Source organism: Coprobacillus cateniformis (genome assembly GCF_009767585.1).
GTDB lineage: Bacteria > Bacillota_I > Bacilli_A > Erysipelotrichales > Coprobacillaceae > Coprobacillus > Coprobacillus cateniformis.
Map to the genome: position 1 here is coordinate 300,063 of NZ_WSNW01000001.1, position 12,119 is coordinate 312,181.

General features: G+C 31.5%; 13 protein-coding genes. 4 read left to right on the top strand and 9 right to left on the bottom strand.

Annotation, left to right across the window (positions count from 1 at the left end; genetic code table 11):
- Nucleotides 1-3 precede the first annotated feature (3 nt).
- Entirely contained in the window at nucleotides 4-609 is a 606-nt protein-coding gene (locus GQF29_RS01550; protein WP_017144213.1) for an MATE family efflux transporter, read from the top strand.
- Between the two features lie 168 nt (nucleotides 610-777).
- Here GQF29_RS01550 and guaA read toward each other — a convergent pair whose 3' ends face one another.
- Nucleotides 778-2,322 (bottom strand): glutamine-hydrolyzing GMP synthase, encoded by a 1,545-nt coding sequence (gene guaA / locus GQF29_RS18320; RefSeq protein WP_008788584.1) that lies wholly within the window; start codon nucleotides 2,320-2,322, stop codon nucleotides 778-780.
- A 12-nt stretch (nucleotides 2,323-2,334) separates the two neighbouring features.
- The gene (locus GQF29_RS18325; protein WP_008788583.1) at nucleotides 2,335-3,603 is read right to left on the bottom strand and encodes an adenylosuccinate synthase; all 1,269 of its coding nucleotides are present in this window, start codon (nucleotides 3,601-3,603) and stop codon (nucleotides 2,335-2,337) included.
- Between the two features lie 146 nt (nucleotides 3,604-3,749).
- Here GQF29_RS18325 and GQF29_RS01560 point away from each other — a divergent pair, with 146 nt between their 5' ends.
- Nucleotides 3,750-4,619, top strand: coding sequence for a LysR family transcriptional regulator (locus tag GQF29_RS01560; RefSeq protein WP_008788582.1), 870 nt, complete (start codon nucleotides 3,750-3,752; stop codon nucleotides 4,617-4,619).
- Nucleotides 4,620-4,982: 363 nt separating this feature from the next.
- On the opposite strand, the gene GQF29_RS01565 is transcribed toward GQF29_RS01560, so the two are convergent.
- The 3 genes from GQF29_RS01565 to GQF29_RS01575 form a co-directional block, all read right to left on the bottom strand.
- Nucleotides 4,983-5,189, bottom strand: a complete 207-nt coding sequence (locus GQF29_RS01565; protein WP_008788581.1) for a hypothetical protein — start codon at nucleotides 5,187-5,189, stop codon at nucleotides 4,983-4,985.
- A 154-nt stretch (nucleotides 5,190-5,343) separates the two neighbouring features.
- Nucleotides 5,344-6,396, bottom strand: a complete 1,053-nt coding sequence (locus GQF29_RS01570) for a molybdopterin-binding protein (protein ID WP_008788580.1) — start codon at nucleotides 6,394-6,396, stop codon at nucleotides 5,344-5,346.
- 94 nt (nucleotides 6,397-6,490) lie between these two features.
- Nucleotides 6,491-7,684: an alpha/beta fold hydrolase gene (locus tag GQF29_RS01575; RefSeq protein ID WP_008788579.1), complete on the bottom strand. Its 1,194-nt coding sequence runs from the start codon at nucleotides 7,682-7,684 to the stop codon at nucleotides 6,491-6,493.
- A 109-nt stretch (nucleotides 7,685-7,793) separates the two neighbouring features.
- Between GQF29_RS01575 and GQF29_RS01580 the strand changes: the two genes are divergently transcribed.
- Both GQF29_RS01580 and GQF29_RS01585 read left to right on the top strand, forming a co-directional pair.
- Nucleotides 7,794-8,393, top strand: a complete 600-nt coding sequence (locus GQF29_RS01580; RefSeq protein WP_017144207.1) for a TetR/AcrR family transcriptional regulator — start codon at nucleotides 7,794-7,796, stop codon at nucleotides 8,391-8,393.
- A 48-nt stretch (nucleotides 8,394-8,441) separates the two neighbouring features.
- A complete protein-coding gene (locus GQF29_RS01585) occupies nucleotides 8,442-9,245 on the top strand; it encodes a CPBP family intramembrane glutamic endopeptidase (RefSeq protein WP_008788577.1) in 804 nt (267 codons plus the stop codon).
- A gap of 91 nt (nucleotides 9,246-9,336) precedes the next feature.
- Here GQF29_RS01585 and GQF29_RS01590 read toward each other — a convergent pair whose 3' ends face one another.
- From GQF29_RS01590 to GQF29_RS01605, 4 genes are all read right to left on the bottom strand, one after another.
- The gene (locus tag GQF29_RS01590) at nucleotides 9,337-10,176 is read right to left on the bottom strand and encodes a DUF368 domain-containing protein (protein ID WP_008788576.1); all 840 of its coding nucleotides are present in this window, start codon (nucleotides 10,174-10,176) and stop codon (nucleotides 9,337-9,339) included.
- Nucleotides 10,177-10,241: 65 nt separating this feature from the next.
- Nucleotides 10,242-10,673 carry an MG284/MPN403 family protein gene (locus GQF29_RS01595; RefSeq protein WP_008788575.1) on the bottom strand — a complete coding sequence of 144 codons (432 nt, stop codon included), beginning with the start codon at nucleotides 10,671-10,673 and terminating at the stop codon, nucleotides 10,242-10,244.
- Nucleotides 10,674-10,726: 53 nt separating this feature from the next.
- The gene (locus GQF29_RS01600; protein WP_008788574.1) at nucleotides 10,727-11,464 is read right to left on the bottom strand and encodes a tyrosine-protein phosphatase; all 738 of its coding nucleotides are present in this window, start codon (nucleotides 11,462-11,464) and stop codon (nucleotides 10,727-10,729) included.
- A 12-nt stretch (nucleotides 11,465-11,476) separates the two neighbouring features.
- The gene (locus tag GQF29_RS01605; protein ID WP_008788573.1) at nucleotides 11,477-12,118 is read right to left on the bottom strand and encodes a TIGR04100 family radical SAM protein; all 642 of its coding nucleotides are present in this window, start codon (nucleotides 12,116-12,118) and stop codon (nucleotides 11,477-11,479) included.
- Between the last annotated feature and the right edge of the window lies 1 nt (nucleotide 12,119).

A 12,119-nucleotide genomic window follows, 5' to 3' on the forward strand; every position in this document is an offset into this window, starting at 1 on the left:
CCTATGGCCTTTTTTCAATCACTTCTTTCTATTAGTTTTCTAGTTGTTCAATCTGCATTAAATACACTAGGAAGTGATGAAGTTGCTGCGTATACTGCTGCATATAAAATGGATTCTATGATGATGCAAATTCTATCAGGATTTGGAACTGCAATTTCAACTTTTACAGCACAAAATTATGGTCATAAAGCCTATAATCGTATCCGTAAGGGAGCAAAAGAAACTTTAAAAATAACAGTTTTATTAAATTTAATCGTTGCTATTTTTGCCCATTTTTTTGGAAAAGAATTTATGTCATTATTTGTTCAAAATAGTGAAAATCGTGTTATTTCTTTAGGCATTCAATATATTTCATTTACTTCACTTTGCTATTTTATTTTAGGAATAAATTTTGTTGTAAGATTTGTCCTAACAGGTGTAGGTGAATCCTCTGTGCCATTAGGTGTAGGTATTCTTGAAATTATTGTGAGATGTCTGGGTACATACTTTTTGATTTATCCTTTGGGATTTCAGGGAGTGATTTATGTTAACCCATTATGCTGGTTGACATCAACATTCTTGATTATATGCTTTTATCCATATCTCTTAAAAAAAGCCTTTAATGACTAATTGTAGGAATTTCCTGCTTTTTTATACTATCAATCCTTTCTTTATCACTCAAAGAATATATAAATGAGTTATCAAAAGAATAGTATAGTCTAAAAAAATATATAGTATCAAAATATTATCATTTGCACTTGAGAAAGCAAAAAAACTCCGATAATGGAGTTTTTTATATCACTCGAACTCTATTGTTCCTGGAGGTTTAGATGTAATATCATAGAACACTCTATTCACACCTCGAACCTCATTAATAATACGAGACATCACTTTATTTAAAACTTGATAAGGAATCTCAGCAGATTCAGCTGTCATAAAATCAATGGTATTGACAGCACGTAAGACAACTGCATAATCATAAGTTCTCTCATCACCCATAACACCTACAGAACGCATATTTGTAAGAGCTGCAAAGTATTGTCCAATTGAACGATCAAGTCCAACTTTTGCGATCTCTTCTCTATAGATAAAATCAGCATCTTGAACAATCTTGACCTTTTCTTCAGTCACTTCACCAATAATGCGAATACCAAGACCTGGTCCTGGGAAAGGTTGTCTAAATACCAAATATTCAGGAATACCTAACTCTAAACCAACTTTACGAACTTCATCTTTAAATAAATCTCTTAAAGGTTCAATAATTTCTTTAAAATCTACACAATCAGGTAATCCGCCGACATTATGATGGGACTTAATGACAGCAGATTCGCCACCTAAGCCACTTTCTACAACATCAGGATAAATTGTTCCTTGAACTAAGAAATCAACTGTACCAATCTTTTGAGCCTCTTCTTCAAAGACACGAATAAACTCTTCACCAATGATTTTTCTCTTTGTTTCAGGATCTTCTATACCTTTTAATTTCTCATAATATCTTTGTTGTGCATTAACTCTAATAAAATTCAAATCATAATTACCATTAGGTCCAAAGATAGCTTCAACCTCATCACCTTCATTTTTACGAAGTAAACCATGATCAACAAAAACACAAGTCAATTGATTACCAATGGCTTTTGATAATAAAACAGCCGCAACTGATGAATCAACCCCACCAGATAAAGCACATAAAACTTTGCCATTTCCAACTTTTTCTCTAATTGCTTTGATTTGTTCCTCAACAAAACAATCCATACGCCAATCACCTTGACATCCACAAACATTTAAAACAAAGTTTGATAACATCTTTGTTCCTTCTTGTGTATGTAAAACTTCAGGATGGAATTGAATTGCATATAAATTTTGAGCAATATTTTCACAAGCAGCAACTGGACAATCAGGAGTTGTTGCAGTGATCTCAAAACCTGGGGCAATCTGAGAAATATAATCAAAATGACTCATCCAACAAATACTATCTTTAGCAACATCGCTAAAAAGTGGAGAATTGTTGTTAACAGTTAAATTTGATTTTCCATATTCTCTCACATCAGCACGTTCAACTTTTCCACCCATTACATGCTGCATTAATTGTGCACCATAACATAAACCTAAAACTGGAATCCCTAATTCAAATAACTCTTTTGAATATGTTGGTGAATTCTCTTCATAACAACTATTTGGACCACCCGTTAAGATAATCCCTTTCGGATTCATTTCTTTAATCTTTTCAATATCAACTTTATATGAATAAATTTCACAATAAACATTACATTCACGCACTCGACGAGCAACTAACTGATTGTACTGTCCTCCGAAATCTAAGACAATCACTAATTCTCTTTTCACACTTTCCCTCCTCTAAATCACTTCTTTTAATATAATTGTTTGTTCTCTATCAGGACCAACTGAGAACATTGCTATTGGACAATGAACCAATTCACTGATTCTCTTTAAATAATTTTGACAATTTATAGGTAATTCTTCAAATGAAGTGACATGCGTAATATCTTCACTCCAGCCAGGCATTTCTTCGTAAATAGGTTCAACCTTATCCAACTCTTGAATAACTGCAGGTAATGCATGAATGATTTCACCATTCAACTGATAAGCTGTACATAACTTTAATGTTTCAATACCAGTTAAGACATCCAATAACATTATAGATAATCCAGTTAAACCACTCATTCTTCTTGACTGATTCACAACAACAGCGTCAAACCATCCAATACGACGTGGACGTTTTGTCACTGTTCCATATTCTCTTCCAACCTCACGAATACGATTTCCTACTTCATCATCAATCTCTGTTGGAAAAGCGCCTGAACCAACACGTGTTGTATACGCCTTGACAATACCAATAACTTCATCAATATTGACAGGACCAATTCCTGCCCCTTCACAAACACCATTGGCACCAGGATGAGAACTTGTGACATATGGATATGTTCCATAATCAATATCTAACATTGTTCCTTGTGCACCCTCAAACAAAACTTTCTTATCTTGTCTAAAATATTCATCCAATAATAAACCAGTATCAGTGACCATTGGTTTTATCATTTTAGCATATTCTTTATATTCTTGGAAGATATCTTCCACATGAAAATCTAATTCTGGATATTCTCTTAATTTTAAAGGCAAAACTTCTTCAAGTCTTGAACGAAATAATTCTTCATGAATAAATTCTCCAACACGAATACCAATACGTGCATATTTATCAACATAAGTCGGACCAATACCTTTTTTTGTTGTTCCAATATTTTTATCTCCACGCAATTTTTCCTGCATAGCATCTATTTCCAAATGATATGGTAAAATGACATGCGCACGATCACTAATCTTTATGCCATCAGTAGAAACACCAGCATCATTCAAATACTTCATTTCTTCTAGTAATGCCTTAGGATTAATCACCATTCCATTTCCTAATATCACATTCCCAGATGTAAAGATTCCTGAAGGAATTAATCTTAAAGCAAACTTCTGACCATTAAATTCAATTGTATGACCAGCATTATTTCCACCTTGATAACGAACAACAACATCAGCCTTTTGGGCAAGGTAATCAGTAATTTTCCCTTTTCCCTCATCACCCCATTGGCTTCCTACAACAACAATTCCAGACATAATATCTTCCTTTCTTTATAACATAATCTCAATGATTTACTTATTCTTTTCAGTCAATTCATTGACGAATTAACAGCAATATTATATGATACTTTTATCTATTAGTAAAATTAATATTTAACAAATATGATATAAGGAGAACTAATATGAATATCAAACTTGAACAATACAAAATCTTTAACGAAGCCGCCTCAACACTATCCTTCTCATTAGCAGCCAGAAATCTCTTTATCTCACAATCAGCTGTCTCTCAAGCCATCCATACTTTAGAAAAAGAATTAAACACACAATTATTCATTAGACAGTCTAAAGGGGTCCTCTTAACCAAAGAAGGAAAGCTATTAGCACAAAAAATATCAGCCGCCTTGGCACTGATTACAAGTGCTGAAAACCAAATTGTCAATCAACATGAACTCACAAAAGGTGAACTCACAATTGGTGCTGGAGATACATTAAGTGAGAATTATATTATGCCCTATCTTGTCAAATTTAATAAGCTTTATCCCCAAGTCATAATTAAAATGGTTAATCGTACTAGTTTAGAAATCATTGAGTTACTCAAAACAGGACAAATAGAAATTGGTTTTATCAACATGCCTTTACATGATGATACAATCATCATCCAAGAATGCCTCCAAGTTCATGATATCTTTGTCTCCAAACAAGAAGAAAACAAAGTTTATTCTTTACAAGATATTTCTCATGCCCCTCTCGTCCTTTTAGAACGTTCATCTAATTCACGTCATTTTGTTGATAATCACTTTGCGAATAACGGGGTTCTTTTAACCCCTACAATTGAACTAGGTTCACATGACTTACTCTTAGAAGCTGCTAAAAATAATCTTGGTAAAGCATGTGTTATCAAAGAATTCTCATTAGATGCCCTTCAAAAAAAGTTGATTTTCGAAGTCCCTTTATCAACACCGATTCCAAAACGCAGTATTGGTTATGCTCATTTAAAAAGAAAGACTCTCACTCCCGCTACATTAAGATTCATAGAACTTATTGAAACATAGAAAAAGGAACGATACCCCTAATCATCGTTCCTTTTTCTATATTATGATCTATAGAGCTGCTGTTCTCTATATTTGTTGGACTGCTGCCTCCAACAAGTGATCATTTATATGAGTAAACTCATATGAATACTTTTGTTTGCTGAGTGTATGTCGAGGAATATTATATGACATACATCATCCCTTAGGACAATTCCCATTATATGTATATTTTCTATTTACGCAAGTAAAAATTGAAAGTTTGTACATTTTTATAAAGATTTTTCACAAACAAATCATTTGTAAACTCTTACATACTATAAAGATAGGAATAGTTTTTAAAAGTACCATATTTTTGATATTATAAAAAAAGAAGCACAAAGCTTCTTACAAGATAATCACATGAGATTCTTGTGTAAATGTATGTAGAGGACCGCGATTCAATGCATTCATTAAATCATCACGGGTATTGCCATCTTGTAATGTGACAATTGCACCTTGATCATCCTTTTCAACATTTTTTACCAATGAGTCTAAACTCGATAATAAATCCTTAACCAACTCATAATGACAATTATCAATCTTATATCTCATTCATATCCCCCGATTCTGTACTTCAAAAAGTACATTGTTATTATATACAGAAATCAGGAAAATACAATTTTTTCATTGCATTTCACATTAAAATACAGCACAATTTTCAAATTATGAAAATAAAAGCGTTTACACACCTAAAATATGGTATTTATCATTTCTGAGATAAAAGATATTTATATAACTGTGCTACAAATCTAGCCTCTACTTTGCCATAAGAATACCTTGCTTTCACAAAAGTAGGTACTTTAAATACATAGTCATCATTAAATTTAAAAACAACAACTTCTCCAAGTTTTTCCTGTCTCGTTTCTACAACAATTCTTATTTGTGGTTGAATTGAAAAGAAAGGTTTTAAAAATTCATCTTTTAATTGAAATGTTCCTTTGTATTCAATAGATAAAGATGGAAGTTTCTTTAATAGAGCCTCTTTTAAATCTTTTTCAGCAATCATATATTGACCAATACGCTTTTCAATCTCTGTCTTTGTTGTCTCCATCATTTGATCAGCTTGCTGTTGTGAGTGCGTTTTCACTGCTAATCTAATTCTCACAGTTTCTTCACCAGCATAGAGGGCAATAGAAACATCACCTTGAGCATCAATCAAATCTCTTAGAATTTCATCAACTCGACTTTCTCCAATAAACATTGTTGTATATTCAAAAGTAAAGATTGTCTCCTGTTTATATTGTGAAAGATAAGGTAATAACGAATGTTCAATAACATATTGTATCTCCTTAGGTGGTCCTGGTAAGTTCACAATCATCTTACCATCCTTTTGCATCACACATCCATTTGCTGTACCCATATCATTTTCTAGTATATAAGCATCAGCTGGATAATAAGCTTGTTTAAAATTGTTACTTGAAATAGTAGAAGAACTTGAACAATACTTACATTTCTCTTCAACTTTTTTCGCTTCCATTTCATTATAAACCATGTCTAAATCTAAATATTGAGCAGATAATTCTTTAGTTAAATCATCACTGGTGGGACCTAATCCACCTGTTGTCATAACGCAATCAGCACCACGATCAAAAGCTAATTTTAAGCAATCATACAAACGTTCTGGATTATCACCAACAACTGTTTGAAAATAAACATTAAAGCCTAAATCTTTACACATCTTTTGTAAAAGTGTTGCATTTGTATTAACGATTTCACCTAATAATAATTCTGTACCGACATTTATAATCTCAACATTCATATTGAATACCTCCAAAGTTACTTACAACTTTTCTTTTCTCTATTCATTATGTGTCTATTCTATACCAATTATGAGTATTTGTGAAATGAATTTATTAATCATGGTCTTTGATTTTTAAAAGTTCTTCTACAAACTGTTGTGATTCATTTATCCATGGACTATGACCTGAATGTTCAAACCAAACAATTTCTTTATAGGGTGCCTTTAAAATACGCTCATAATCTTCTACTAATTGAATAGGTGCATTGATATCATGCCTTCCTAGAAAAAAGTATACAGGGACCTTCAGTTCAGCATGTGTTACTCGCAAATCAATATCATATAATTGGGGATAGACATGATTAAATGTCGTGACAATTCCTCGTAAATAATTAACTTTATCAATGATTCCATATTCTATAGAAAAAATATCTCTCATTGTATTATAGCCACCATTATGAATTTGAGAATTTTTAGTCATATAAGAGGACAAATAATTTAAATATTCAGCACTCTTCCATACCATATCTGAATCATAATAAGGTGGATATCCATTTGATTTTAATTTTTCAATCTTTTGAGTATCTTGACGAATCTCTGCAATTTCCAATGCTTTTTCATAGTCTAACTTTTCAGTTTCCAAAAAGTCAACCATTTGGCCAGTTCCAATAACTGCATGATAGTCTTTTGGATATTCTTTTGCTAAAAAAATGCCTAATGCACTTCCCCATGATTCACCAACAATATATATTTTTTCTTCTGAAAATTTTTCCTTTAGATATTTTGTTAAAGCATGTCCATCATCAATATAAGTTTGAATGGTTAAATCAGATTTCTTGATTGCTTTATAGGATTTACCAGATCCAGGCTGATCCCATCCTACAACAATAAAATGTTTCTCAAGTTCTGATAATTCGTAGCGAGTTGCTGCCATTTGGCTTCCTCCTGGACCACCTGCCAAAAACAGTAACACTGGATTATGAGTGCTTTCTCCTCTTATACTAATCCATTCTTTTCTACCATTTAAATTGACTTCCTTGAGTTCAGCAATGCTCCCTTCAATAACTTGATTATGTTTGTTAACAATGGATGGTGTATCAGCAGTTATCTGTGTCACCATTGTTAAACATATAGTCATTACAATTCCTCCAATGAATAGAAAACCTCCTTTTATTAAACGTAGAACCATCTTTTGATATTCTCTTTTTTTACACCTTCTATAAACAATTCCCATTAACAAAACCAAATTATATATAAGCAATCCAATACAAATCAACATCAATAACCCCCAAAGAATTACATAAAACATATGTCTCCTCCTTTTTGACCAACGGTCAACTTTTCTTTATTATATACATTTTTCGACCACTGGTCAACTTTTATAATTTATGCTATAATGAGACAAGGTGGTGAAGAACATGAATAAACGAGATTTAATCTTAGATAGTCTTGAAGATTTGTTAACTGAAGAAAAAGGAGCATCATGCTCAGTGAGAGAAATTGCTCAAAAAGCTGGAATCGCTAAAGGGGGAATCTATTATTATTTTCAATCTAAAGAGGAGATATTTGACGCTCTTGTAGAAAGAACTTATCATAGTATTATTCTACAATGCCAAGAACTTCTTAACCAATCACAAGATAATGCCATACAAAAACTCAATCTCTTGTATACATATTATCGAACTTCATTTGTGTCTTCACAATTAGATGAATACTTGCACCAGCCTCAAAATGCTTATATACATCAAAAATCTTTAGCAAAAATTTTATTGTCTTTATCTCCAATTGTTTCCCAAATTATCAAAGAGGGAATCCAAGAAGGATTATTACATTGCGACTTTCCTGATGAAATCAGTCAAATCATTTTGTCTATCTTTTGTTTCTTGTTAGATCCAGGAATATTTACTTGGAGTCCCCTACAGGTCCAGAACCAATTAAAAATGCTTGCAACACTGATTGAAAATGGTCTACATATCCCTGAAAAAAGCCTTTCTTTTTTCTATCAGACAAATTTCTAATTATAATAATAAATATACAAACCACACAGGAAAAGAGACAATAAAAATATGTCAAACAAAAAAATGATCCTACACTTTACACTATTAACATTTATCATAGCCTATTCAACATCAGGTCTTTTAATTATTCTCGGACAATATGGATATAAAGTTTATAATTGGGTCAATACATTACAACAATTTATAATGAATATCCCCTTTGCTATTTATATTCTATCACCAGCCATTGCATCATTTGCTATTCTAAAAAAATACAACAAGATAACAGATATCAAAGAATGGTTAAAAACTGTTTTTTATGCAAAAAATAGTCTATACGCTTATTTATATGTTATTGCCATTCTTACATTGTATTTCTTAATTCACATGTTTGTAACTGGGAATACAAAAATAGCACTTCCTTTTTATACATTTTTCTTGTCTTTACCAGGCTGTCTTATGATTGGTGGTTTAGAAGAATCTGGTTGGATGTACATATTACAGCCTGAATTCAATAAGAAATATGGTTATATTTTATCATCAATTTATACTGGTATTATCTGGTTCTTCTGGCATATTCCCCTCTTTTTTATTCCTGGAACAAATCATGGTGATGGTCTTATCAACTTTTGGATGTTTGCAGTACAAGTTATGTCGTTTCGTTTTTTGATTGGGGCTATCTATAAGATATCAGGAAAAGGTTGTATTTTTATGTGTGTATTATTTCATACAATGTTTAATGCAGCATCTCCTCTTTTTGGGACTATGACAATGACTTGGCTTGGAACAATCATAGCCAATATCATTATTGTATTGATTTCAATTGTAACAGTTATTATACACAATCAAAGACATGAACAATTCATAAAATAAGCTATTTTATAAGAATTCTAAGCAGTTTATATTGACTGCTTTTTTATAATAAGATAAATCAATCTCTAAAATAAAAAAAGTAGCATTTCTGCTACTGTAATTTCCCTAATCCTAAGACAATGACTCCACCAAATACAAATGCCAACAATGAAGTCACTATAATAAACACATCATATGTAGCATCAAATGGAATCAAAACAAGTGAAGAAGCAATGATTAATCCTAAGATAAAACTTAAGAATCCAGCCTTATAATGCTTAATGAAATAATCACATACTTTGGCACTTAAAGCAATTCCAATCAGAACACCAATACCAATAAAACACAAAGGAATAAGCACATTCAATTGAAAAGTTGTCACATTAGCTAAATAAGATTTAAAAAGATAATACTGACCAATAATTAACAATACCATAGAACCACTCACACCAGGCATCAGCATTGTCGCTCCACCTATCATACCAACAACAATCATAGTTAAACATAACATAACATCAACTGTTGGAAATGCTGGATTGACATTCACACTACCTTCACCAGGATTTAAAAATTCTAATGCAAAGATAATTGCTAATCCACAAATCAAAGGAATAATCTTAAACTTTTCACCCTTCATTTCCCCTTTTAAAAATAAAGGAATACTTAAAGCAATAAGTCCAATAAACCAATACATTGTTTGGGTAGGATAATGATTGAATAAAAACTCTAAAATTTTCGCAAATCCTATTAATCCAATAGCAGCACCCAATAAAACCTGAAATAAAAATAAGATATCATCTTTACGATGAGCATTTTCTTTCTTTAAAATACCTGAGATAGCCTCCATTGTTCTATTAAAGATTCCAAGTATAACCATCATAGTTCCACCACTTACACCTGGAATTACATTTGCAATTCCAACAGCAATACCACCAATTAAATTTTTAATCATGAATCCTGTCTCCTTTATTAAACATTAATGGTATTATACATAATTTGTATAGAAATGGCAATAAATCATTTTAACAATCTCCTTAGATCATCAGAAGTCCAAAAAGATTGAGTATACTCAATTAATTCATCTAACACCTTATGTTTCAATCGATAATAACTTGCTCTTGAAAAATAAGGTATCCACCAGTCAGGATTATAAAAATTCAAATATTCACTCTCAATAAAGGAATAAGATTCTTTAGACATATGTGAGTGAATCTGATTAATCATAGAAACAAAATTCTCTAATTCCTGTTTTCTCTCCATTTGTTGTAAAATCATTGCATCAGGTTTTTGATAATTCGTATCTCCTTCTTTAACTTTAAAAATATCAATCTGAGGATAATAATTATAATGCTGACTCAAATATAAAATATCTAATTGAGCCCTCTGATAACTTTTATAAATTTTTTTTGCCAACTTATCTTTTTGTTTTAATGTTAATTCTTTTTCCATAAAAAAATACCTCCTACTATATATATTCATAAGTAAAAGGCTATTTTTCTTTTTTAAATTGTAAAATTTTCAATTAATTGCTCAATTTCTTCATTTTTAAGTCCGATTTGTAACAAGTATTCTTTACTACTTCCATAATGTTCTCTTAAGTAATCAAGTAATTCCATCATATATCTTGGGGAAGATTTCAAATATTGCTTGGCTTCTTCATTCTCCATCATTTTTGCCAATTCTTCATTGATTTCAATATTATTTTCATAAGACTCACTATAATCTTTAACGATATCATACTCATGACATCCCATAAGATCAAGTAACAAAGCAGCTGTTATCCCTGTACGATCTTTTCCAGCTGAACAATGAAACATCACACCATCATATGGATACTTTAAGAATATATCAAATAAATCCTTAAATTTATTTTTCATTCCTTCCAACATATAAATATAAACGCCACCAAGATCTTTATACTGCTTGACTTCTTCTGGTACAATTGAGGCTTTCGTAGAATCAAAAAGATTCACTTCATAAAAATCAATATCCTGATCATCTACAAAAGGATTGACTTGTTGTTCTTTTTCAAAATCACTTCTTAAATCAATAACTGCTTTCACACCATAGTCTTTTAATGCTTGAATATCAGCTTTTGAAGCATTAGCTGGTGAAGATGCACGAATATATTTATGTGATTTTGTATATGTTCCTGCCTGTGTTTCATATCCACCTAAATCTCTTGTATTAACCATCTTTTCTAAAACTATCAAACGTTCTTCTCTTGTCATATATAACATCTCTATTCCCTCCTATTCTTCAAATGGACGAACACGCAATGTCACTCCAAGTTCATCACATATATTTTGACATTTCTTTATTTTTTCTTCACCAATGATATCAACTACACTCAAGACAACATGTGGTACATAATCCTTACATCTCACTGCAAAATCTAGCATTGCCTGATAAGAATCAATACCAAAACGACTTCTTGTTAATTCATAATATTCTTGAGCATCAGGAGCATTCAAACTGATTGAAATCGTATCAATACGTCCTTTAATCATCGGTGTTATATCTTTTTTATGAATTAAGTTTCCTAAACCATTTGTATTCACGCGAATTGGCAAATCCTGACGATATAATTTGAGAATACCTGCAATTTGAATCATATCATCGACTCTCTCAAATGGTTCTCCAAAACCACAGAAAACAACTTCTGCAAAATCATCTAAATCATACTTTTGAAACTCATGAACAATCTCCTCAACAGTAGGCTCCTGTTTTAGCCATAATGTATTTGATTCAGTCATTTCTTTGGTTTGACGTAAACAAAATGTACATGCACATGGACATCTATTCGTCATATTTACATAAACATGCACATTTGCTAAAGAATCTAATTCACCAATATCTATATAACTATTCTTGTATAATGTATATAATATCATC

Coding starts and splice junctions, on each gene's coding strand:
- GQF29_RS01550 (WP_017144213.1), top strand. CDS start 4: ATGGCCTTTTTTCAATCACTTCTTTCTATTAGTTTTCTAGTTGTTCAA.
- GQF29_RS18325 (WP_008788583.1), bottom strand. CDS start 3,603: ATGTCTGGAATTGTTGTTGTAGGAAGCCAATGGGGTGATGAGGGAAAA.
- GQF29_RS01560 (WP_008788582.1), top strand. CDS start 3,750: ATGAATATCAAACTTGAACAATACAAAATCTTTAACGAAGCCGCCTCA.
- GQF29_RS01565 (WP_008788581.1), bottom strand. CDS start 5,189: ATGAGATATAAGATTGATAATTGTCATTATGAGTTGGTTAAGGATTTA.
- GQF29_RS01570 (WP_008788580.1), bottom strand. CDS start 6,396: ATGAATGTTGAGATTATAAATGTCGGTACAGAATTATTATTAGGTGAA.
- GQF29_RS01575 (WP_008788579.1), bottom strand. CDS start 7,684: ATGTTTTATGTAATTCTTTGGGGGTTATTGATGTTGATTTGTATTGGA.
- GQF29_RS01580 (WP_017144207.1), top strand. CDS start 7,794: ATGAATAAACGAGATTTAATCTTAGATAGTCTTGAAGATTTGTTAACT.
- GQF29_RS01585 (WP_008788577.1), top strand. CDS start 8,442: ATGTCAAACAAAAAAATGATCCTACACTTTACACTATTAACATTTATC.
- GQF29_RS01590 (WP_008788576.1), bottom strand. CDS start 10,176: ATGATTAAAAATTTAATTGGTGGTATTGCTGTTGGAATTGCAAATGTA.
- GQF29_RS01595 (WP_008788575.1), bottom strand. CDS start 10,673: ATGGAAAAAGAATTAACATTAAAACAAAAAGATAAGTTGGCAAAAAAA.
- GQF29_RS01600 (WP_008788574.1), bottom strand. CDS start 11,464: ATGTTATATATGACAAGAGAAGAACGTTTGATAGTTTTAGAAAAGATG.
- GQF29_RS01605 (WP_008788573.1), bottom strand. CDS start 12,118: ATGATATTATATACATTATACAAGAATAGTTATATAGATATTGGTGAA.